The following is a 21,005-nucleotide window of genomic DNA, read 5'->3' as shown; positions in this document are numbered from 1 at the left end:
GTTTAGAATGCGTGAACGCATTGTGAAGACATGTTCATGTGGCAGGAAATTGCGGATTTCGCCCGCCGAAACGAAAAAACCGCCACCCAAGGGGCAGCGGCTTTCGAAGTCTCAAGATGCGTGGCGCTTAGTTGTCCAGGCTGTCCAGATAGGCGATCAGGTTGACCCGGTCGCCTTGCTTTTTCAGGCCCGAGAAGCTCATCGAAGTGCCCGAAACGTCAGAGCTCGGCTTCAGCAGGAAGGCATCAAGCGCCTCAGGCGTCCAATCGCCGCCTTTGGCTTGCATCGCGCTGGAATAGCCAAACCCGGCTTCGGACGCGACGGCGCGGCCAACAACGCCATAAAGGCTCGGGCCGGTGCCGTTTGCGCCAGCTTCCAACTTGTGGCAGGCCGAGCATTTCTTGAACACACGGGCGCCTTTGTCCACGTCGGCGGCCATCATCAACTCGTCAAAGCTGACTTCCTCGCCAGTGCTGATCTCTTCGGCCGCCTGTTCGGTATCAATCACGTACGAGGCTTCGCCGTGCCCCCCCACGTTGTAAATCATCATGGCGGCCCATTTGCCAAGAAGAAGCACCAGAAAGGCGCCAAGCAGGCCTGCTGCGGCCTTGGTAACTGTCATCGTGTCGAACATTGATCGCGAGTCCATTTCAGCTGTCTGGGCGGGTGTCTAAGGCTTCCCCTTGCAAGAGGCAAGGTATAGACACCGCGACTAAACGCCCAATTCAAGAACTTGTTGCACGGAAACCGACAAATGACCAACCGCATTGCCTTTCAGGGAGAGCCCGGCGCTTACAGCCACGAGGCTTGCCGCGACGCCCGCCCCGATATGGAGGCGCTGCCGTGCCGCACATTCGAAGACGTGATCGAAGCGGTTCGGTCGGGCGAGGCTGACCTTGCCATGTTGCCGGTCGAAAACACTACATACGGGCGTGTGGCCGACATTCACCGCCTGCTGCCGCACAGCGGCTTGCATATCATTGATGAAGCATTTGTCCGCGTGCACATCAACTTGCTGGCGGTTCCGGGCGCGAGCCTGTCCGACGTGACCGAGGCGCATTCGCATCTGGTGCTGTTGCCGCAGTGCGAAAAGTTTTTGCGCGAAAACAACATCCGGGGCCGCGTGAGCCCAGACAACGCCCGCGCTGCGCGCGAGGTTGCCGAAGCGGGCGACATCCAATCTGCTGCTCTGGCCAGTGAACTTGCCGGAGAAATTTACGGATTGGACGTTCTGGCCCGCCACATTGAAGACCAGGGAGACAACACCACACGGTTCCTTGTGATGTCACCAAAAGCCGACGAATCACGTCGCGGCGATCTGGGCATGATCACCAGCTTTGTCTTTCAGGTCCGCAACATCCCGGCGGCGCTGTACAAGGCGATGGGGGGATTTGCCACCAATGGCGTCAACATGATCAAGCTGGAAAGCTATATGGTCGGCGGTCGCTTTACCGCGACACAGTTCTACGCCGACATCGAAGGGCACCCCGACGATGCCAATGTCCGCCTTGCAATGGACGAACTGGGATATTTCACCACCAACGTCGAGATTCTGGGCGTCTATCCGGCTGCACGCAAACGTCACTGATCCCCCGACACCCGGATCAGCAATACGCCCCCAAAATGATCGGCCCCGTGCCGCCCCCCGGCCCGGGGTCCCCGGCAAGGCGGCAAAGGCCCAAGCGCACGACACAGCATGAATTGATCCAGCTGATCGGTGCCAATGGCGGTGCAAGGCGCAAACAAACTAAATCTGAATGAATCTCAAACTTTGGCCATGCGAAGGCTGGTGCCACGCCGTGAACAACTCAAGGCGCGTCACCCCAGAGCATGCATTCGCGCCGAAACGCGTTCCGGCAATTGGCTGTGCGGGCAAGGGAGCGGTTTTGGGATCAAGACAAACGCGATTGTCGCCGCTCGATCTCTTTCGCCATATCTGCTAGTCGCAACTTGAATTTCTTGTTCAAACTACTGCGAGCAAGTTTGAGCGATTGCAGAAACAAGCGCGCAGCCAGAGTATTTGCCGACAGCTTGATGTCGACGCTCAACCGGGTTCGGCGCGGCGACAAAGCCAGCAACTCGATCACGCAATCCCCGTTAATGCCCTTGCTGCGAGAATCAAATCGCATAAGTGAGGGTTCCGCGAACTCTGCCAAGGTGATCTGCATGTCGCGCGGCTTGCCGCGAAGGTTGAACGATGTGTCCCATGCCAACCCAGAAGCGACGGGATGGCTGGTGTCAACGCGCTGCACCTCGATCCCCCGGCGAATTGCCGAGCGTTCGAAACTTTCGAATTCCGAAACCGCGGCAAAGACATTCTGGATCGGTGCCTCGATATCTTCTTTACCCGAAAACTGCATGTCGCCCCATTGTTCCTGTTTGGCAAATTGTCGTCTTAATCCAGCGTATCCGCAAGCCAGTTCTCCAAAAGGAAATGTGCAATTGCCCCTTTTCGGGCAGGCAGGATTGTGGGGTGTTCCCCGGCAAAGGCCTGCATCATGTCCTGTCGCGTAACCCAGATCGCATCCTCGATCTCTACCGGATCAATCTTAATCTCTCGTGACAGAGCCTCCCCCGCACATCCAAACATCAGTGACGCCGGGAACGGCCAAGGTTGGCTGGACAGGTAATTAACCTGGCCGACTTTGACACCTGCCTCTTCCATCACTTCGCGGCGTACAGCGGCCTCAAGTGTTTCACCCGGTTCGACAAAACCTGCCAAAAGCGAATACATGCCCTCTGGCCACCCTGGCGAACGGCCCATCAGCACCGAATCCCCGTAGGTGATCAGCATGATCACAACCGGGTCGGTCCGCGGGAAATGTTGCCCTCCGCAGGCATCACAGGACCGTTGCCATCCCGCCTGCACAATTTCACTGGGCGCACCGCAACGCGCGCAGAACTGATGGGTTTCGTGCCAACCGATCACCGCCTTGGCCGTCGCCGCCAGCTCGGCGTCGCGCGCGGACAGACGGGTCATGATCCGACGAAGCTCGGCAAAGACATGGCCCGGCGGGCAATCGGGGTGATGCTGCTCGGTTCGATCTACGAACCCGCCAACGGTGCTGACATCCTGCCCCACAGGCTCCCACCCCGAGATATCGAGCGCGAAGCAAGGTGCGCCGTCATCTTCGAAACCAAGAAAGATCATCTCTTCGGCGGCGGTCTGATATCCCGCCTGCAGGATAGGATGCGCCATCGTCACCCAAGACAGCTTGTCCAGACGCTCGCCATGAACCATGACCTTGCCACGCCACAACAGGATACACGCCGCATCGGGATGCTGACGGGCCTGGGTCAATGCAACAGCGTCGTTCCGGATATGTGCGGCCCGGTTCAAACCCGATCCGCCAAAGGTGACCTGCTCTGCGCGCTTCATTTCACGTCTCCTGCTCCCTCGACCAGAACTTCATATACCCTTGAGCGCCTACCACAACCCGCTTGACCAGATATGACCCTGAAGACGACTGTTGACGCAAAATAGGATCACAACTGACACAAATTGAAAGTGCCTAAGTCCTTGTAAGTGATCTGGATTTCTGTGTTTTGCTACCTATAACAACTTTAACGAGAATATATTATACACTGAACAGAATGACAGCAGACCAACGCACCTCAACAACTTTGGCCGACGCCTGTCCTGCAGGACAGGCGGCCCGTTTGCGCATTCTTGCAACCAGTGATCTGCACATGAACCTGGGCAGTTTCGACTACTACTCTGATCGCCCGGACCCGACAGTTGGACTAACCCGCGTGGCCAGCCTGATCAAAGCAGCACGCCGCGATGCCCAGGATGCGCTGGTCGTCTTGTTCGACAACGGCGACAGCATTCAGGGCACGCCAATTGGCGATCTTGCCGTTCGAGAATCCCAGGTCCGGCATCCCCTAATGACCGCGTTTGAAGCCCTGGCATATGACGCCATTGGCCTGGGGAACCATGACTTCAACTTTGGACTGGAAACATTGAACCGGGTTTTGGACGACGCCGCCTGCCCGGTGGTATGCTCGAATGTACGCCCGATCGACAATACGTCGGTCGGATGGCGACCCAGTCTGATTCTTGAACGCTCGGTATCAGCTGGCGGACAGGACTGGCCGATCAGAATCGGGGTTCTCTCTGTCCTTCCTCCGCAAACGCTGGATTGGGACACGCACTTTTTGCGCGACCGGGTTCGTATCGAGGATATTGTCGAGACGGGGCGCAAGACAGCACAGGACTTGCGGCGCCAGGGATGCCACGTGGTGGTCGCATTGGCGCATACGGGCCTGACATCGAACGGTGCGGGTGAACTGGTCGAAAACGCTGCCATTCCGCTTGCAAAATCAGCCGAAGTGGACGCCCTGATCACTGGTCATACCCATCTCCACCTGCCTGGGGCCGCCCACAAGGGTCTTGCAGGGGTCGATGCTGAACGCGGGCGCATCCATGGCAAACCATCCGTGATGCCCGGTTCAGCAGGTTCCCACCTGGGGATCATTGACCTGGACATCATGGCAGACGGAGAGGGCGGGTGGCGCGTCACATCGAGCCAAAGCGCCTTGGCCCCAATTTCTCAACCCGCCGAGACCGGCAAGATCACCTCACTTGCCAGCGAAGACGCGATGTTGGAACAGCTGTTTCAGCCGCAGCACTTTCGCACCCGCCACGAGATGCAAGAACCTGTCGGCGAAATTTCGGAGCCGCTGCACAGCTATTTCACATTCTTTGCCCAGGATCGGGGCCTGGCCTTGGTCGCAGCCGCACAAGCCGCAGCTTTGCGAGCGTATCAATCCTCGACCTCCGCGCGCGACCTGCCGCTGCTGTCCGCTGCGGCCCCGTCCAAGTTCGGCGGGCGCGCAGGACCTCTCCGATACACCGACGTTCCTGCTGGAACGATCTCGATGCGTCATGTTGCAGACCTGCACGTCTTTCCCAACGAGTTGAGCGCGGTGATTGCGACAGGTGCACAAATTCGCGACTGGCTGGAAATGTCGGCGGGCGTGTTCAACCGGATTGTACCGGGTACAAATCACATGCCCCTGCGCGACCACGAACACCCCGGACACAACTTTGATGTCATTCACGGGCTGACCTATGAGGTCGACATCACAACGCCGGCGCGTTTCAACCCAGCCGGCGAGGTCTTGAATCCCGCCCACGGGCGCATCCACAATCTGCGTCACGCCGGAAGAAAGGTAGAAGACAATCAAAGGTTTGCGGTGGCTTTGCCGAACTATCGCGCCAATGGGGGTGGCAATTTCGCCGCCTTGCGCACCGCGCAACCGATCCCTGTGCCGTCACATCGGATCCAACAACTGATCCGGGACTATGTGGCAGGCAACCTGCCGCCAGAGCCGCAACTGACACAGCCAAGCTGGCGGCTTGCCCCTGTTGAAAACACTCATGTCCTTGAAACCACCGGACCTGCCGCCCGTGCACATCTGAGCGAGTTGCCCAAGGGATTAATCCAGGACCGGGGGCTCGACGCCGAAAGTTTCCTGCACCTGTCCATTGCCTTGTGACACGCCGCTTGTCTTTTCCAGCACCAGAGCCTATATCGGCCTCGAGAGGTTGGCGCGGGCGAGCGCCTCGCCAACCTGGTCAGGTCCGGAAGGAAGCAGCCACAACGAGCCCCGCTTGGGTCGATGTCCAACCTCTCACTTGATCCAACCCGGATCGGGTTCACGATACTTAGCCAATGGAGGGATTTCATGATTGTAGTTGCATCCCCTCGGGCAGAGACCGTCTGAACCAAAACTTTCGTCCCTGCCTGACCCACTGACGCAGTCGCGCGCTTTGCCGCCACTGCGGTTTGTTTGCATTCTGCAACAGGTAGACCAATGTCTTTTGACTATATGGACCTGGGATGGTCCAACCATTTTGCGGCGCAGATCCCTGCGCCAACATCCGATCACATCTATCGCATCTCTGCCGTGCATCGCGACCGGCTAAAGGGCTTGTCCCCTGCCGGAGAACGGGTTCTTTTGCCTCGTGCTAACCAGTCAACTGGCACCTTTGCCGTCGGCGATTGGGTCGCGGCAAGCTCCGATGGCTTGATCGACCAAACCCTGGACCGCAAAACACTGATGTCACGTCGGGCAGCAGGCAGCGGCGTGCATGCGCAGTTGATCGCGGCCAACGTCGATGTCTTGTTCATCACCAGTTCCTGCAATGCCGATTTCAACGTCGCGCGATTGGAGCGATTTCTGGCGCTGGCACATCAGGCCGGGTGTTACCCGGTTGTCGTACTGACCAAAGCCGACACCTGCGACAATCCGCAAAGCTATGTCCGCAAAGCCGAGCGGCTTGAGGCATTTCTGACAGTCCTTGCCGTGAACGCTCATGACAGCAGGGACATAAGTCAGCTGATGGCCTGGTGTCCGCACGGTCAGACCGGGGCCCTCGTCGGATCTTCCGGTGTGGGAAAAACCACGCTGACCAACGGGTTGACGCAAGCTCGGGACGCCACGGCTGGCATACGCGAAGACGACGCCAAGGGGCGGCACACAACCACATCCCGCGCCCTGCGTCACATGACCAACGGCGGGTGGCTGATCGACACACCGGGCATGCGGGCCTTGCGAATGCTTGATTCCCCGGACGGCATTGATGAGGTCTTTGCCGATCTTGTCGAGCTATCCCGTGACTGCCGCTTTTCGGATTGCGCGCATAGTTCCGAGCCCGGTTGCGCCATACGGGGCGCGATAGAGGCCGGAACTCTTGATCCAGATCGCCTGCGTCGCTGGCAAAAGCTGCTGCGTGAGGATCGGATGAACTCGGAAACCGTGGCCGAGGCGCGGGCGCGCGACAAAGCCTTTGGCAAGATGGTCCGTTCAGTGATGAAGGACAAGAAAGGCCGCAAGGGCCTGTAACCCATGCCGGGCGCCCCTAACTTGGGGTGCCCGGCGTTACAGGGCTGGCACCAGGTCGGGCCACAACGTCCGACTTCGACGCGCAAACGCCCCAAGATGGCCGACCTCTTTCAACCCATAATCCGAAGGCGTCAGGGTCTTTTTTTCGACCCCTGCCCCATAAAGCTCGGACAGTTTCCACACGCATTTGGGCGGAATGGTGTCGTCGTCGTTGAGGGCAATCATCGTCACCGGTGCCCTGCTGCGACCCCAATCAGGCGCTGGAATGGTTAGCCCGGCCTCGGGCAGATAGCTGCGGGGCGACGTGCACCATTTCCGCCATTGCCAATACACCTGCGGCGGCAAATCGGCTCCGAACCCCGTAATCTTGCCCGGCAGATAGCCGAGCACTTTCACCAGAAACGGCACATGCCCAAACCAAAAGAGCCGCGCCAGCCCCTGATACGGCCAATCGTGATCCGTGTGATGCACAAGCCCCGAGCACACGCCAATCATGCGATCCACATCCTCGATCCCGTCCTGTGACGGCATCAGCATCCCGCCCACGGAATGACCGATGACCCACAGCGGAACATCGGGAAACCGCCGCTTCATCTCGAACCGCGCTGCGGGCATGTCGATCAGGGCCCAATCGGACATGGTCACGGGCGAATCTTTCAATCGCCCCTTCAACGACGTGCCAAAATCTCGGTAGTCATAGGTCAGACACGCCATGCCGCGCGCTTCGACAAGCCACCGCGCAAAGTGTCGGTAATAGTCGCGCGGAACACCAGTGGCACCATTTAGAACCACTGCTGCCAGCGGCTTGCCAGCAGGCCGATACAGAACCGCCGACAATTCGGCCGGACCTGCGGGAAAGTGAAACTCCTCGACTTCGACAACAGTTTGATTGTCCAGCATCGTGCATCCTCTGACATAGCTCCGGCCACTAGACCGATCAGTCTAAACACATCACTGGACCATTCGGTCTAGTGGTGTCAATATCACGCGAACATGACCGAACGTCCGCTTCCAACCAAAGACCGCCTGATCCGCGCCGCTGCCGACCTGTTCCGGCGTAGGGGCTATCATGGGGTTGGATTGTCAGAGCTTTTGAGTGCAGCAGACGCACCCAAAGGCTCGCTCTATCATCACTTTCCCAACGGCAAATCCGATCTCGCCGTGGCCGCGGCCACCTGGGCCTCGGACGAGATGTTGCGCCTTATCGCAGCCTCTTTCGAACCGGCAGAGGATTTTCCCTCTGGTACACAAACCTTGTGCCATAAGGCAGCAAAGCTCTTTGACAATTCAGGCCAGTGGGACGGTTGCCCGATCTCAGCGACACTGTTTGAAGGGCCAGACAACACAGGTTTTCGCCAGCACGCGCACCACCTTTACGAGGGCTGGATTACCGAAGTAACCCACCACGCTGCACGCCTGGGTGAGGCGCATCCCCGCGACACCGCCGACACGCTGTTCATTCTTTTACAAGGCGGCTGGCAATTGGCGCGTGCCCGACAAAGCTCGGATGAGTTGCGCAAACTACCCGATCGGCTGTTTGCGACCAAAACCGATTGACGCCAACCCCATCCAACCGCTAGCCATCTCATGATGGTTCCCGCGCCGCGAATCCGCGACCGGGATGAAAAGGGAACACGGTGCGGCCCAATCTGAGGCCAAGTCCGCGACTGCCCCCGCAACTGTAAGCGGAGAGCGACGCCGAAACACCACTGACCGCAAGGTCGGGAAGGTCGGCCAAGCGATGACCCGCAAGTCAGGAGACCTGCCATCGAAACTGAAACTCGAACCTGGGCGGGGCGTCCGGGCCGAATCGATGGCACCCAAGCCACCTTTTCCGGTCACATTCCCCTTTCCCTGCGCGGAGGGCGCAACATGATCTGGAAGACCAACACTCACCTGTTTTCAGCGACCGTGTGTCAGCACACCGGCAAAACCTGCCCTGCGGTGCAACGCATGGCCGAGAAGCTGTCGCAAGCCATGGTAGCGTCAAAGCCCATGACATCCGACGATTTCGAGATCGAAGGAAACAGCGTCCTAAAGCATTGCCCGATGGAATGTCCGGCCCGGTTCACTGCCAGCCATGATCGCATACGCATCTTCTGCGGTGTGACCCCCGAGGCAGAAACAGAGGATTTGAACCGATTTGCAGACGCGTTGTTTGATCCACAACCGCGGCCTATGCCTGCCGGGACATTCGAGCGTCCCTGCGCCCTTGCCGAGGCGGTGCCCACCAACATCGAGACCCAAACTGTGCACCACGCCGTTCTCTGACGGAGGGACATTGGCGGCCTCGGGGTGCTCCCGCCCGTCATTGGCGTTCCTGACGGAACGCCGCCTCCCGTTGGGCCGAGCCTCGCTTCGCTCGGCGGGTTGCGCTTGGTTCGACCCGCCTACCTAGATTACCGTATACAGCGCGTTTTGGCCGGTTGGGCGCAAGTGCCATCTGCGAAGCTGAAAACGCCACAGGCGCGAGTGTACCCTGGCCCTATGACGGCCACAACAAAGCTTAGGGTCAGGACCCTAGTCAAGCACACGCAAAATGCGACCGGTCGAGGCCCATTGCATCTGCTCATCCGTCTCGACGGCACAGGGGCGTACGGCCCGCAAACGTTTCTGCGCCTCACGCGGGTTCTCCCCGCATTCGACCATAAGGCGCAGAGCAATCATGCCGGAGCGCCCACACCCTCCTTTGCAGTGCACCAGAACACGCCCGCCCCCGGACAAGGCTTGCCGCGCCGAGGCGCTCACATCTGACCATTGTTCCAGAAACACCTCACCCGGAACGCCGAAGTCCTCGATCGGCAAGTGCACCCAGCGACAAGCCCGCCCCTGGATGTCCGCACCAAACATGCTGGCGCCATGCTGTAACATCTCGACCTCGGTGGTCATGGACAGCACCAGCCCCGGCGCCCAGGACGCAATCAGGTCCAGATCTGTTTCGTAGTCGCCATACCGTCCTGGCAACGGGGAAATCGCCAGGGTGCCGCCGCCGACCTGCAACGCATAAATCACCATTTCCGACATGACTTCCCCCAAGGAATTCAAAAGGCTCAAACATTCAGCCAACTGATGTAATTCCAAAAGTTGTACAGCGCCCCCGGCCAAATCCAAACGAAATTCGCGCGTCGCAACTGTGGACGCCGGTGGCTGCGGCAACTACGCTACGGCTTCATGACGAATCCGGCAGAGCAGAAATGACCGACACAGCCCCGACCCCCTATCAGGTTCTGGCCCGCAAATACCGACCCGAGACCTTTGCCGATCTTGTCGGACAAGACGCCATGGTGCGGACCCTGAAAAACGCGTTCGAGGCGGACAGGATCGCGCAGGCGTTTGTCATGACCGGCATTCGCGGCACCGGCAAAACCACCACCGCGCGGATCATCGCCAAGGGCATGAACTGCATTGGGCCGGATGGTCAAGGGCAACCCACAACCGAGCCTTGCGGCCAGTGCGAACACTGCGTGGCCATCATGGAAGGCCGCCATGTCGACGTCATGGAGATGGACGCTGCCAGCCGCACTGGCGTGGGCGACATTCGTGAAATCATCGACTCGGTCCGCTATCGCGCCGCCTCGGCCCGCTACAAGATCTACATCATCGACGAAGTTCACATGCTGTCGACAAGCGCCTTCAACGCGCTGCTGAAAACGCTCGAAGAGCCGCCCGCGCATGTGAAGTTCATCTTTGCCACCACCGAGATCCGCAAGGTGCCGGTGACGGTACTGTCGCGCTGCCAACGTTTTGACCTGCGCCGGATCGAGCCCGAGGACATGATCGCGCTCATGCGCAAGATCGCTGTGTCTGAGAGTGCAGAGATCACCGATGACGCGCTTGCCCTGATCACCCGCGCGGCTGAGGGTTCGGCACGGGATGCAACTTCGCTGCTGGATCAGGCCATCAGCCACGGTGCGGGCGAAACCACCGCCGATCAGGTCCGCGCCATGCTGGGCCTCGCCGATCGGGGCCGGGTTCTGGACCTTATGGACATGATCCTGCGGGGTGATGCCGCCGGAGCTCTGACTGAGCTCAGCGCGCAATATGCCGAAGGCGCCGACCCGCTGGCGGTCCTGCGCGATCTGGCCGAAATCACGCATTGGGTTTCGGTGGTGAAAATCACACCAGACGCCGCCGAAGACCCCACCATCTCTCCCGACGAGCGCACTCGCGGCGCACAGATGGCCGAGGCGTTGCCGATGCGCGTGCTGACCCGAATGTGGCAGATGCTGCTCAAAGCGCTGGAAGAGGTCGCCGCCGCGCCAAATGCCATGATGGCTGCCGAAATGGCTGTGATCCGCCTGACCCATGTTTCCGACTTGCCCAGCCCCGAAGAGTTGATCCGCAAACTGCAGGATACCCCGCCTACACCCCCACCGAACCCAAGTGGTGGAATGCCCGCGCCGGGCAACGGCGCACCTGTCGGAGGCACAACGGCCTATGCCCAAGCGGCCCCGCGGAGCGGCGGCGGCGCGCCGGTGACCGCCTTAGCACAGGACACGGCCACGGCCCTGGCCCGCTATCCCACATTCGAACATGTGGTCGAACTGATCCGCACCCGACGCGACGTGAAACTGCTGGTCGATGTCGAAGGCGGAGTACGCCTGGTCGCCTATCAACCGGGACGGATCGAATTCACGCCCTCGGACTCCGCTCCTCGTGATCTGGCCGCGCGCCTGGGCAGCCGACTGCAATCCTGGACCGGCAACCGTTGGGCCGTTTCCGTCGTCTCGGACGGCGATGCGCCGACGATTGCAGAATTGAAAGACGCGGCTGCAAACGCCCTGCGATCCGAAGCCGAGGCCCATCCGCTGGTCCAAGCTGTTCTGGCTGAATTCCCAAAGGCCAAGATCACGCATATCCAAACACCCGAAGAACGCGCCGCACAGGTTGAGACAGAAGCGCTCCCCGAGGTCGAAGATGAATGGGACCCATTCGACGACGAGTAACCTTGGTTCTGTTCAAGCCGCCCTTACTCGAAGTGCTCCCGTGAGTGACCCCACTTCTGGCTTTGCCAGAAGTGGGGTCACCCTTTGGGCCGGGCCGCGCGTGGGCAAAGCCCACGCGCGGCCCGGCCCAACAGGAGGAGATGTCTTGCAAAAGACATAGACGACTGACGGGAGCCTCTCCTTTTCCCCTCTCCGCAACACTTGCACACAAAGGGGACCGCCCGTATCTACGCCTCAACGCATTTGCTAGGAGACACGAGATGCTCAAAGGACTTGGTGGCCTGGGCGACATGGCCAAGATGATGAAGTCTGCCCAAGAGTTGCAGACCAAGATGACCGACATGCAGGAAGAGCTGCACAACGTCATGGTTGTGGGTGAATCCGGCGCCGGCCTGGTCAAGGCGACCGCTTCGGCCAAGGGTGAGCTCAAAGGGCTGGACATCGACCCGTCGATCTTTAATGGCGACGACAAAGAAGTTGTCGAAGACCTGATCCTGGCCGCCATCAAGGACGCGCAGACCAAAGCTGCCGACAAGGCGCAGGAAGAGATGACCAAGCTGACCGAAAGCATGGGCCTGCCCAAGGACATCAAGCTGCCGTTCTAAAGCTGGCTTCGCGGGGGCCCTGTGCCCTCGACCTGATGCGCTCAGAGCCCTAGTATGACCCGAAACAATCGTCTCGAGGCGGGGCATATGAGCAATTCCGACATCGACAATCTGATCGAACTGATGGCCAAGCTCCCCGGGCTTGGCCCCCGTTCCGCCCGGCGCGCGGTGCTGCACCTGATCCGCAAGCGCGCCCTGTTACTGACGCCTCTTGCCGACACCATCCAGACCGTTGCAGCCACGGCACGCGAATGCCTGAACTGCGGCAATGTGGGTACCACTGACATCTGCGAGATCTGCGCATCCGAGAAACGCGCCACCGGAGAGCTTTGCGTCGTCGAGGATGTGGCCGATCTGTGGGCCATGGAACGTTCGGGGGTTTTTCGCGGACGGTATCACGTGCTTGGCGGCACTCTTTCTGCCCTCGACGCCATTGGCCCAGAAGAGCTTCGCATTCCCCGCCTTGTGGACCGGGTCACCGGTGAAAACATCACCGAGGTGATCCTGGCGCTGAACGCCACGATCGACGGCCAGACAACGGCTCATTACATCGCTGATCAGCTTGAAGGGCGCGTGCGCCTGACCTCGCTGGCGCAGGGCGTGCCCATTGGCGGCGAGTTGGATTACCTCGACGATGGGACAATCACCGCGGCGATGCAGGCCCGCAAAGAACTCTAACTTTCGCGTTGCGACCAGAGCACAGCCAGGCACACAACGACCCCACCGATTGCTGTCTGGCCTGCGGGAACCTCGGCCAGGATCACCCAGGCCAACAAAGGAGCCAATGGCATCTCGAGCGTCGACAACAAAGCCGTTTGGGCGGGCGGCAGCCGCCGCGCCCCTTCGGCCAGGGTGACCGAGGCAACGGCAAAGAACAGACCAAAGAGCAGGATGACCGCGATCTCGTGCATCGAGACTGATAGAGGATTCCCAAAAGTCGCACCTAAGGGCACCAAAAACAGCGACGACATCGCCGCCGGGAACCCCGCTGGCGTCTCGGGCCAAATTCGATAAATCACCATCATCCCTGCCATCATCAGCGTCATCCACAAGGCCAAGAGATCGCCTGTCAGGTATCCACTCACACCCGAGCCCCAAAAGATCACCGCCACGCCACCACAGGCCATCGCACTGGCCATCAAAGTGCGCAGGCCGGGGCGTTCGCGTATGAAAACCCATGCCAAGGCGGCTGCCAAAAACGGCGACGCCGCATAGATCATCGATACATTGGCGACCGAGCTTAGCTTGAAGGCCGGAATGAACGCTGCCGTTCCAGCCGCACCCAAAACGGCAACCGCAACCGATGGGCCGCGGAACACTCGAGCCTCGGCCGCCAAACTTCCCCGCATGGCCAGATATGTCAGGGTGAACCCCGCCGCCGCCAGCCCGCGCCAGAACACGATCTCCCACGCACCGGCGGACACACCCTTGGTAAAGATCCCCGCCGCACTGAACACGACTGCCGACACCACCACCAACATCACCCCGGTGCTGCGCTGCATTGCCAGTTCTTGCGCCATTCCAACCTCCGCCACGTGGAAGGTCTGGCTTAAACCAAGGCCCCTGACAGCTGTGTGTCAGGACAGATCTCTGTCACAGATCCGCGGTGTGGTTGCCCGAGCACTCTGGATTGGCATATCCCTTGGTCATGAGCAGCGCATTGACCATTCGCGAAGCGATTTCAACAGACTTGGATCACTTGATGCAGCTATATTTGCACCTGAGTCAGAACAATCATCCGTTGGATCAGTCCACCGCCCAACACATCTTTCGCAAGTTGCTGCAATTTGACGGCAGCACCATCTTGCTGGGTGAGGTCGGGCAGATGCTGGTTTCATCTTGCACCTTGGTGATCATTCCCAATCTGACGCGACGCGGAGCACCATATGCCTTGGTCGAAAACGTGGTGACACACGCAGATCACCAAGGACGCGGATACGGTACCTTGATGTTGAATGCGGCAACCGAGCACGCGTGGTCCTGCGGCTGCTACAAAGTCATGCTGATGACCGGCTCAAGGGAACCAGCCACGCTGGCGTTCTACGAAAACGCCGGCTTCGCACGAACCAAAACGGGCTTTCAAAAGCGGCGTTGAGCACGGCATCTGCGGCCTACGGTTTGACGGGCAACAAAAAACCCCAGCCACAAGGCCGGGGTTGATTGAATTTCCACTGTTGCGCAGATCAGTAGCGCGGATCGTGCGAGGTGTCTTCATCCTCGTCGTCGTCGCCACCTGCAGGCAGGTTGAAGAAGCTGTCGGCGTCCACGATTGCGTCGCTGTCGGTCTTCTCTTCGTCGTCGCTGCTTCCAAGGGTAAAGGTTTCCAGACCTTCGATCGCGGTCGGGATCTTGGGTTCAGCTTCCATTTCCAGTGACTGCTCAGTCGACACCAGCTTGCGGCGTTCGTCGTCGCTCATTACGCCACCTTCGGCAGCTTTCTTGGCGGCGGCTTTCTGCACGGCCTGGTCCAGCTCGGACTGTTTGCACAGGCCCAGCGCAACCGGATCGATGGGTTGGATGTTGGCGATGTTCCAATGGGTGCGCTCGCGGATCGCCTGGATCGTCGGCTTGGTGGTGCCCACCAGTTTCGAGATCTGGCCGTCGCTCAGCTCGGGGTGGAATTTGACCAGCCACAGGATCGAGGCCGGGCGGTCCTGACGCTTGGACAGCGGGGTGTAACGCGGGCCACGGCGCTTTTCTTCGCCCGAAGCGGCCGGGTTGAACTTGAGCCGCAGCTTGTGCAGCGGGCTGTCTTGCGCCGCGTCGATCTCTTCCTGGGTCAGCTGGTTGTTGGCGATCGGATCGAACCCTTTCACGCCGGCGGCCACATCGCCGTCTGCGATGCCCTGAACCTCAAGTTCGTGCATACCAACGAAATCCGCAATCTGCTTGAAGCTGATCGTGGTATTGTCGACCAGCCACACGGCGGTCGCCTTGGCCATCAACGGTTTTGCCATGTGAACGTCTCCTTTAAACACATCTTCCCCGCCGCCTGAAACAGGCGCCTTGGCGATCCAAGGCAGGTTACCGTTGTCGGGGAACTTGGGGCGTATATAGTCCCGCAAAGGCAATAAGGGAAGAGTGAATGCGTTGGTTGATGTTTTGGGTGCTGTCGACCTTGCCGGTTCTGGCAGATGGGGAAAAGGCAGGAGAGTTCGACTACTATGTTCTGTCGCTCAGCTGGTCGCCCAATTGGTGCGCCACCACGGGCGATGCCCGGGACTCGGAACAATGTGACACCCGCCATGACTATGGCTGGATCCTGCACGGGCTGTGGCCGCAGTTTCATCAGGGCTGGCCCGCCTATTGCCGCACGCCACATTCTGCCCCGTCACGCCGCATGACCCGCGAGATGGAGGATATCCAAGGCAGTGCCGGTCTGGCCTGGCATCAATGGAAGAAACACGGCACCTGTTCGGGTTTGAGTGCGGCAGATTATTTTGCCCTGTCCCGAAAGGCTTATGGCCAGATCAACCGCCCCGCCGTGTTCCGCAAACTGGACCGCAGCGTGAAACTGCCTGCGTCCGTCGTGGAAGAGGCGTTTCTGAAAGCCAACCCCTATCTGAAGGCGGACATGCTGACGATCACCTGTCGCGATGGCTATATCGAAGAGGCACGGGTGTGTTTATCCAAGGATCTGAGCCCTGTTCCCTGCGGTCGCGATGTGATCCGGGATTGCAGGCTTGAGGGCGCGGTGTTCGATCCCATCCGCTAGGGGATCAGCCGCGCCGGTGCGCGGCTGACCAAGCTCTTACTTCTTCTCAATCAGGCTTAATACAGCGACCATTACGATCCCATAGAGGACGTGCCCAACCAATGCGACCCATGTGATCCCGGTGAAGTTCAGGAAGAACGGCAGCCCTGCCACGACGGTGATTCCTCCGATGGCGAAAACCCACAGGCCAAAGCCGTAGATGGCAGACGGCAGAAACCAGTGAGTCCCACCCACCACGCGTTGCCAGACCGGGGCAAAGATAAACATCCAACCGATCGGATAACCCACGAGACCCACGAGATAGAAGTGAACGAAATAGCCTGCGAACTCTCCGCTTGGCAGACCCAGGGTCTGCAGCAGGCTACGCGCCAGCCCGTGTGGTGACAGATTGGCAAAGCCCAAGGCCGGGCTGATCAGCTGCCCCCACAGATCAAAGGCGTTGGACGCAAAAAAGCCCGAGATAAACATCAGGCCCAGGGTCTGCACGCTCAAACCGGGCATCGCGCCCACAAGACGTGTGGTGTTTTGGTCGGTCATGGTGATCAGTCCTTTGTTCGACAACTCGTGTTACCTATGGCTGACCACAGCGACCGTCCAAGCACAACGACATGTCATTGAACTCAAGCCCCTGTGAGACTTTGAAACGAACGATCCGGAGTCAGCCGCCGCCGGTCATCTCGTTTTGGCACTGTCGTGCATAGTCCAGCGCCTTGGCCGTGCCTTTCAGATCAATCGCCATCACCTCTTGCCCATTTTGGCCATAGACGGTCATGACCTTGCGCTTGGCAATCGCATTCACAAAATTGCGGTCTTCGAAAAACAGGATCGCAGCCGAAACCTTGCCGTCCTTGATGCCAGTGGCAAGAGCGTCGAATTTCTCGCCATCCATGTCAAAAGTGACGGGGTATTCTTTGCCGTTCTCGATATCGCCCCAAGCCTGATTGAAGATTGTCAGATACCCGCGACCTCCGATCATGTCATAGCCCATCCGAACCACCGACAAATCCTGATACACGGTCTGAATCAGGCAACCGTCACCAAATTGCGGATCGACCATCAGGTTCCATCCATGAACCATCCCCTTGTCGATCAGCTCTTGCGCGGATGCCAGTCCGCCGCCAAAGGTCATTGCGGCCGCAAGGCCGAGGGCGGTCAGTGTCCTCATGATCTCTCTCCAAAATCCTGTTGGGTCAATGTGTTGTTCTGACCTTACTGTGTACAGAAAACACCCCCAAGGCCAAGCCTTATCCCCTGCCCTCTTGCGATGGCCTTCGGCTCTGCGTACCAAGCGGCATGTTGAATATTCTATCCAAGATCCTGGGCCCGCACCGGGCCGTTTCGGTTTACGCTTTCCTTCAGACCAAAGGGATTGCCATTCTGGGTGTGCTTGCCCTTGTCGGTATTCTGGCTGGCCTGCTTCTGACGGCCGACGATGACACGCATGAACACGAGGCATTCATGACCGTGCCCGTACTGTCTGCAACCGCGATCAACGGCGACCTGCGCAGCGGCGTGATTGCCTCGGTGCGCCTACCGGACGGAACAGCAACATCGGTCACGTCAACCGAAGGGCCAGTTGCCAGTACAGTTGGAGATACCGCCTGCATCGAAAAACGGGTCTATGTCCAAAGCGGCGAAGCCCGGTATCGGATCAAGCTGCCACGCCATTGCCAATGAAAAAGGCCGGGCATGAGCGCCCGGCCATGATTTTGTTTACTCGGCCGCTTCAGATCATCTGAAACAGGATCCCGGCCATGATCGCGCCGCTGATCCCCAGACCCAGGTACATCGCAAAGACCCGTGGCTTCACCAGCGACCAGACCGCTGCCATCGCGGGGATCGAGCTGACGGCACCTGCCACCATAAAGGCCATCGCAGCACCAGCGCTCATCCCTTGCTCCATCAATCCGGCCAATAGCGGCGGCGCGACGTAGGAGTTGAGGTAGGCAGGCATTCCCACCAAAGCAGCCGTTGCGATCGGCACGACCCCTTCGCCGCCCACAAGCTGTGCGATCAGATCAGCAGGCACGTAAAAGACCAGTAGCGCTTCGAGCACATAAGCCATCGCCAACCACTTGAAGAGGAAGACCGCGTTCGAGGCAAACTCGGATTTGAACACGGTACGACGTGCAGGCTCTGTCCAGAATTTCCAGACAGGTTTTTCTTCCTCCTTCGGTCCACTGCCGCAGCAACCCGAGGGTTTGTACTGACGCAAAGGCTGTGCAAAGGCACCGCGCGACATCAGCCCCTTGATGACAAAGCCACCAAACAACCCCAAGGCAACCGCAGCCACAGCCTTGCCGATGGCAAAAGGCCAACCTAGTGCCCCCGCAGTGATCAGCAGGGTCGGTGGGTCGATAAGCGGAGAGCTGAGCCAGAAGGCCATGACAGCCGACAACGGTGCGCCCAAGGCCAGAAGGCCAGCGATGAATGGAATCACTTCGCATGAGCAGAAGGGCGCAAGACCGCCGAACATCGCCGCCAGAAAGATCATCCGCGTCTCACGCCCAACAAAGGCCCGCGCCACCATGACTTCGGCCCCGGTGGCCTTGAGGTAAGCAAGCAGCAAAACGGCAAACAGGATGTACTGTCCGGTGTGCGCCAAGGCTTTGACAGCAAATTCCACCACGCCCCGCAGGTTGTCGGGGTCAAGTACGGCGACGCCCAACAACGCGACAACAATCACCGCCCAAGGGGTTTTCAACATCTTGAGCAAGGACGCGCTGCGCCCAGGGTTTTGAGTAAGTTCAGCCATCGTTCGCTGCCTTTTGGGGCGCGTCGGCGCAGCATTCACCAAGAATGAAGTCTGCAAGAACGCGCAATTGATCGAAATCCGCCCGGTTAATGGTGGTGCGGCCCGCCTTTTCCTGGACCACCACGCCACCCCCGGCGAGGAATTTGAGATGATGCGCCAGAGTCGACGGCGCAATTCCCGTCCGTTCCTGGATTTCACCAACGGTCAGCCCTGATTCGCCTGCACGCACCAGAACCTTGAGAACCTTCAGTCGAGATTCAGATCCCATCGCCGAGAATCCTGCGGCAACTGATTCCCACATTTTTTGAACTCCACCATTAAACTAGATTTCTAGTTATTTGGTTCATTAGGAATGCGCAACCCGTAAATTCAACAGCTTCGCGATGAGTTTGCTTCAAGCCAAGCTGATGTAATGCTTGACGTTTGCCCACTGCCCTGTAAAAAATTGAGCCAATTCGTATCGATAGTCGGGACCATCGACTTAGCGCAAATTGAAAATTGGCCTTGGGCGTAAGTCCAGATTGCGCACCACTTAAGGCCACACTATGGTGCCGCCATGGGCATCTCGGTCGACACCTTCTTTCTCAAACCCGACGCACAGGGCACGCTGCAGGCGCAGATCCAACAAATGATTGCCGAAGGCATCTTGTCGGGTCGCTTCCACGTCGGTGAAAAACTCCCCTCGTCGCGCAAGCTGGCCTCTCATCTTGGGATCAGCAGAATTACTGTAACGCTGGCCTATACCGAGCTTTTGGCAAATGACTATCTGACCTCTCGGGGGCGGTCAGGATACTATGTCTCGGACAACGCCCCGGTGCCCCCAAGTTACACACCGCTACAGCGCACCGAAGAGACCGTGGATTGGAATCGGGCAATTGCCCGCCGGTTCACCGGTGGGGACACTTTGCACAAGCCTAGCAATTGGCGCGACTATCGCTTTCCATTCATCTACGGACAGGCTGACCCAACCCTTTTTGATCACGCAAACTGGCGCCTTTGCGCGGTTCGAGCGTTGGGGCAAAAAGACTTTGCATCCCTTACGGCTGATTACGTCGATCAGGACGACCCGCTGCTGATCGAGTTCATCGCGCGCCACACCCTGCCCCGACGCGGCATCACCGCCAAACCCGAAGAGATCCTGATCACGCTTGGCGCGCAAAACGCCCTGTGGCTGGCTGCTCGGGTTCTTCTAAACCGTCGCCGCAAAGCCGCCATCGAAGACCCCTGTTATTATGCTCTGCGCGAATTGCTTTTGCAGGCACGCTGTCAGGTTGCACCTCTGCGCGTAGATGTGGACGGTCTGCCACCCGATGCGATTCCGCATGATACAGACGTGATCTTTACCACCCCAAGCCACCAGAGCCCGACCACGGCCACCATGCCGCTGAACCGTCGTCATGACCTGCTACAGCGCGCCCGAGAGATCGACGCCATGATCGTCGAGGACGACTATGAATTCGAGATGGCCTTTCTGGCCGCGCCCTCACCTGCACTGAAGTCTCTGGATCGGGATGGGCGGGTGATCTATGTCGGCAGCTTCTCCAAATCCCTGTTTCCGGGTCTAAGGCTAGGCTACATGGTGGGGTCCGAGGCCTTCATTCGAGAGGCGCGCGCACTCAGGTCTCTGGTCCTACGGCACCCGCCTGGACATATCCAGCGCACGGCAGCCTATTTCCTGTCTCTGGGCCACTACGACGCTCAGATCCGCAGAGTATCGGCTGCTCTGTTAGACCGACGCAAAGCCATAGAATCGGCCATTTCTGACCATGGCCTGACCATCGCCGGGCGGGGTGCATATGGCGGCTCTTCCTTGTGGATGCGAGCACCAAAAACCGTGGATACAACGATTCTGGCAGAAAAACTGCGCGCTCAAAGCGTGCATATCGAACCGGGCGAACCGTTCTTTTCAGGCCCAGAAAAACCCAAGAACTATTTCCGGCTGGGTTATTCCTCTATTCCGGTCAATCGGATCGAACCCGGAATCGAGATTCTGGCACGGTCCATTAACCGCGCCGAGTGACCCATCTGGACCTAAGCGGTTCAGATTTTTGGCCCTAACCCGTAACGTCCGCTTACGCCTAAACCAGTCTCAAACCGCCGGTACAGTCGTGCCGGTCAACAATAATCTATTT

Annotated in this window: 23 protein-coding genes, 1 other RNA gene and 1 riboswitch; of the genes, 13 read left to right on the top strand and 11 right to left on the bottom strand. The window is 59.0% G+C overall.

Annotated elements, in window-relative coordinates; all coding sequences use genetic code 11:
• Positions 1–127: 127 nt before the first annotated feature.
• A complete protein-coding gene (locus TRL7639_RS01375; RefSeq protein ID WP_085794020.1) occupies positions 128–634 on the bottom strand; it encodes a c-type cytochrome in 507 nt (168 codons plus the stop codon).
• A 120-nt stretch (positions 635–754) separates the two neighbouring features.
• Here TRL7639_RS01375 and TRL7639_RS01370 point away from each other — a divergent pair, with 120 nt between their 5' ends.
• The gene (locus tag TRL7639_RS01370) at positions 755–1,588 is read left to right on the top strand and encodes a prephenate dehydratase (RefSeq protein ID WP_085794019.1); all 834 of its coding nucleotides are present in this window, start codon (positions 755–757) and stop codon (positions 1,586–1,588) included.
• A gap of 304 nt (positions 1,589–1,892) precedes the next feature.
• Here the strand turns inward: TRL7639_RS01370 and TRL7639_RS01365 are convergent, their stop codons facing one another.
• Positions 1,893–2,360, bottom strand: a complete 468-nt coding sequence (locus TRL7639_RS01365) for an SRPBCC family protein (protein ID WP_085794018.1) — start codon at positions 2,358–2,360, stop codon at positions 1,893–1,895.
• A 35-nt stretch (positions 2,361–2,395) separates the two neighbouring features.
• Positions 2,396–3,379, bottom strand: coding sequence for an NAD(+) diphosphatase (nudC, locus tag TRL7639_RS01360; RefSeq protein WP_085794017.1), 984 nt, complete (start codon positions 3,377–3,379; stop codon positions 2,396–2,398).
• A gap of 215 nt (positions 3,380–3,594) precedes the next feature.
• On the opposite strand from nudC, the gene TRL7639_RS01355 reads away from it, so the two are divergent.
• From TRL7639_RS01355 to rsgA, 3 genes are all read left to right on the top strand, one after another.
• Positions 3,595–5,502 carry a bifunctional 2',3'-cyclic-nucleotide 2'-phosphodiesterase/3'-nucleotidase gene (locus TRL7639_RS01355; protein WP_085794016.1) on the top strand — a complete coding sequence of 636 codons (1,908 nt, stop codon included), beginning with the start codon at positions 3,595–3,597 and terminating at the stop codon, positions 5,500–5,502.
• Between the two features lie 42 nt (positions 5,503–5,544).
• Positions 5,545–5,643: signal recognition particle sRNA small type (gene ffs, locus TRL7639_RS01350), an RNA gene on the top strand.
• A 177-nt stretch (positions 5,644–5,820) separates the two neighbouring features.
• Positions 5,821–6,852: a ribosome small subunit-dependent GTPase A gene (gene rsgA, locus TRL7639_RS01345; protein WP_085794015.1), complete on the top strand. Its 1,032-nt coding sequence runs from the start codon at positions 5,821–5,823 to the stop codon at positions 6,850–6,852.
• 36 nt (positions 6,853–6,888) lie between these two features.
• Here rsgA and TRL7639_RS01340 read toward each other — a convergent pair whose 3' ends face one another.
• Positions 6,889–7,752 carry an alpha/beta hydrolase family protein gene (locus TRL7639_RS01340; RefSeq protein ID WP_085794014.1) on the bottom strand — a complete coding sequence of 288 codons (864 nt, stop codon included), beginning with the start codon at positions 7,750–7,752 and terminating at the stop codon, positions 6,889–6,891.
• Positions 7,753–7,845: 93 nt separating this feature from the next.
• Between TRL7639_RS01340 and TRL7639_RS01335 the strand changes: the two genes are divergently transcribed.
• Positions 7,846–8,409, top strand: coding sequence for a TetR/AcrR family transcriptional regulator (locus tag TRL7639_RS01335; RefSeq protein ID WP_085794013.1), 564 nt, complete (start codon positions 7,846–7,848; stop codon positions 8,407–8,409).
• 17 nt (positions 8,410–8,426) lie between these two features.
• A riboswitch (cobalamin riboswitch) is annotated at positions 8,427–8,636 on the top strand.
• A gap of 88 nt (positions 8,637–8,724) precedes the next feature.
• Positions 8,725–9,123, top strand: coding sequence for a hypothetical protein (locus TRL7639_RS01330; protein WP_085794012.1), 399 nt, complete (start codon positions 8,725–8,727; stop codon positions 9,121–9,123).
• Between the two features lie 249 nt (positions 9,124–9,372).
• Here TRL7639_RS01330 and TRL7639_RS01325 read toward each other — a convergent pair whose 3' ends face one another.
• Positions 9,373–9,876 (bottom strand): protein-tyrosine phosphatase family protein, encoded by a 504-nt coding sequence (locus TRL7639_RS01325; protein ID WP_085794011.1) that lies wholly within the window; start codon positions 9,874–9,876, stop codon positions 9,373–9,375.
• A 119-nt stretch (positions 9,877–9,995) separates the two neighbouring features.
• Here TRL7639_RS01325 and TRL7639_RS01320 point away from each other — a divergent pair, with 119 nt between their 5' ends.
• The 3 genes from TRL7639_RS01320 to recR all read left to right on the top strand — a co-directional run bounded on the left by TRL7639_RS01320 (position 9,996) and on the right by recR (position 13,081).
• Positions 9,996–11,798, top strand: coding sequence for a DNA polymerase III subunit gamma/tau (locus tag TRL7639_RS01320; protein ID WP_268875828.1), 1,803 nt, complete (start codon positions 9,996–9,998; stop codon positions 11,796–11,798).
• Positions 11,799–12,058: 260 nt separating this feature from the next.
• Positions 12,059–12,403 carry a YbaB/EbfC family nucleoid-associated protein gene (locus TRL7639_RS01315; protein ID WP_085794009.1) on the top strand — a complete coding sequence of 115 codons (345 nt, stop codon included), beginning with the start codon at positions 12,059–12,061 and terminating at the stop codon, positions 12,401–12,403.
• 87 nt (positions 12,404–12,490) lie between these two features.
• Entirely contained in the window at positions 12,491–13,081 is a 591-nt protein-coding gene (gene recR / locus TRL7639_RS01310; protein WP_085796204.1) for a recombination mediator RecR, read from the top strand.
• Here recR and TRL7639_RS01305 read toward each other — a convergent pair.
• A complete protein-coding gene (locus TRL7639_RS01305) occupies positions 13,078–13,923 on the bottom strand; it encodes a DMT family transporter (protein WP_085794008.1) in 846 nt (281 codons plus the stop codon). The genes recR and TRL7639_RS01305 overlap by 4 nt on opposite strands.
• Before the next feature lie 128 nt (positions 13,924–14,051).
• Between TRL7639_RS01305 and TRL7639_RS01300 the strand changes: the two genes are divergently transcribed.
• On the top strand, positions 14,052–14,498 hold the full coding sequence (locus tag TRL7639_RS01300; RefSeq protein ID WP_085796203.1) for a GNAT family N-acetyltransferase: 447 nt from the start codon (positions 14,052–14,054) through the stop codon (positions 14,496–14,498).
• Positions 14,499–14,586: 88 nt separating this feature from the next.
• Here TRL7639_RS01300 and TRL7639_RS01295 read toward each other — a convergent pair whose 3' ends face one another.
• Positions 14,587–15,360: a DUF1013 domain-containing protein gene (locus TRL7639_RS01295; protein WP_085794007.1), complete on the bottom strand. Its 774-nt coding sequence runs from the start codon at positions 15,358–15,360 to the stop codon at positions 14,587–14,589.
• Between the two features lie 128 nt (positions 15,361–15,488).
• Here TRL7639_RS01295 and TRL7639_RS01290 point away from each other — a divergent pair, with 128 nt between their 5' ends.
• On the top strand, positions 15,489–16,118 hold the full coding sequence (locus tag TRL7639_RS01290) for a ribonuclease T2 family protein (protein WP_085794006.1): 630 nt from the start codon (positions 15,489–15,491) through the stop codon (positions 16,116–16,118).
• 36 nt (positions 16,119–16,154) lie between these two features.
• Here the strand turns inward: TRL7639_RS01290 and TRL7639_RS01285 are convergent, their stop codons facing one another.
• Both TRL7639_RS01285 and TRL7639_RS01280 read right to left on the bottom strand, forming a co-directional pair.
• On the bottom strand, positions 16,155–16,655 hold the full coding sequence (locus TRL7639_RS01285) for a hypothetical protein (RefSeq protein ID WP_085796202.1): 501 nt from the start codon (positions 16,653–16,655) through the stop codon (positions 16,155–16,157).
• Between the two features lie 121 nt (positions 16,656–16,776).
• Positions 16,777–17,283: a hypothetical protein gene (locus tag TRL7639_RS01280; RefSeq protein ID WP_085794005.1), complete on the bottom strand. Its 507-nt coding sequence runs from the start codon at positions 17,281–17,283 to the stop codon at positions 16,777–16,779.
• Between the two features lie 128 nt (positions 17,284–17,411).
• Between TRL7639_RS01280 and TRL7639_RS01275 the strand changes: the two genes are divergently transcribed.
• Complete coding sequence (locus tag TRL7639_RS01275) at positions 17,412–17,795, top strand: hypothetical protein (RefSeq protein ID WP_085794004.1); 384 nt, start codon at positions 17,412–17,414, stop codon at positions 17,793–17,795.
• 49 nt (positions 17,796–17,844) lie between these two features.
• On the opposite strand, the gene TRL7639_RS01270 is transcribed toward TRL7639_RS01275, so the two are convergent.
• Together TRL7639_RS01270 and TRL7639_RS01265 are read right to left on the bottom strand one after the other, a co-directional pair.
• The gene (locus tag TRL7639_RS01270) at positions 17,845–18,873 is read right to left on the bottom strand and encodes a permease (RefSeq protein ID WP_085794003.1); all 1,029 of its coding nucleotides are present in this window, start codon (positions 18,871–18,873) and stop codon (positions 17,845–17,847) included.
• Positions 18,866–19,174, bottom strand: a complete 309-nt coding sequence (locus TRL7639_RS01265) for an ArsR/SmtB family transcription factor (RefSeq protein WP_085794002.1) — start codon at positions 19,172–19,174, stop codon at positions 18,866–18,868. The genes TRL7639_RS01270 and TRL7639_RS01265 overlap by 8 nt, the downstream gene beginning before the upstream one ends.
• A gap of 255 nt (positions 19,175–19,429) precedes the next feature.
• Between TRL7639_RS01265 and pdxR the strand changes: the two genes are divergently transcribed.
• Entirely contained in the window at positions 19,430–20,893 is a 1,464-nt protein-coding gene (gene pdxR / locus TRL7639_RS01260; protein ID WP_085794001.1) for a MocR-like pyridoxine biosynthesis transcription factor PdxR, read from the top strand.
• Positions 20,894–21,005 lie beyond the last annotated feature (112 nt).

It is taken from the genome of Falsiruegeria litorea R37, assembly GCF_900172225.1.
Classification (GTDB): Bacteria; Pseudomonadota; Alphaproteobacteria; order Rhodobacterales; family Rhodobacteraceae; genus Falsiruegeria; species Falsiruegeria litorea.
Note: the sequence above shows the minus strand (reverse complement) of the source record. Positions and strands in the feature narration are given on the sequence as shown.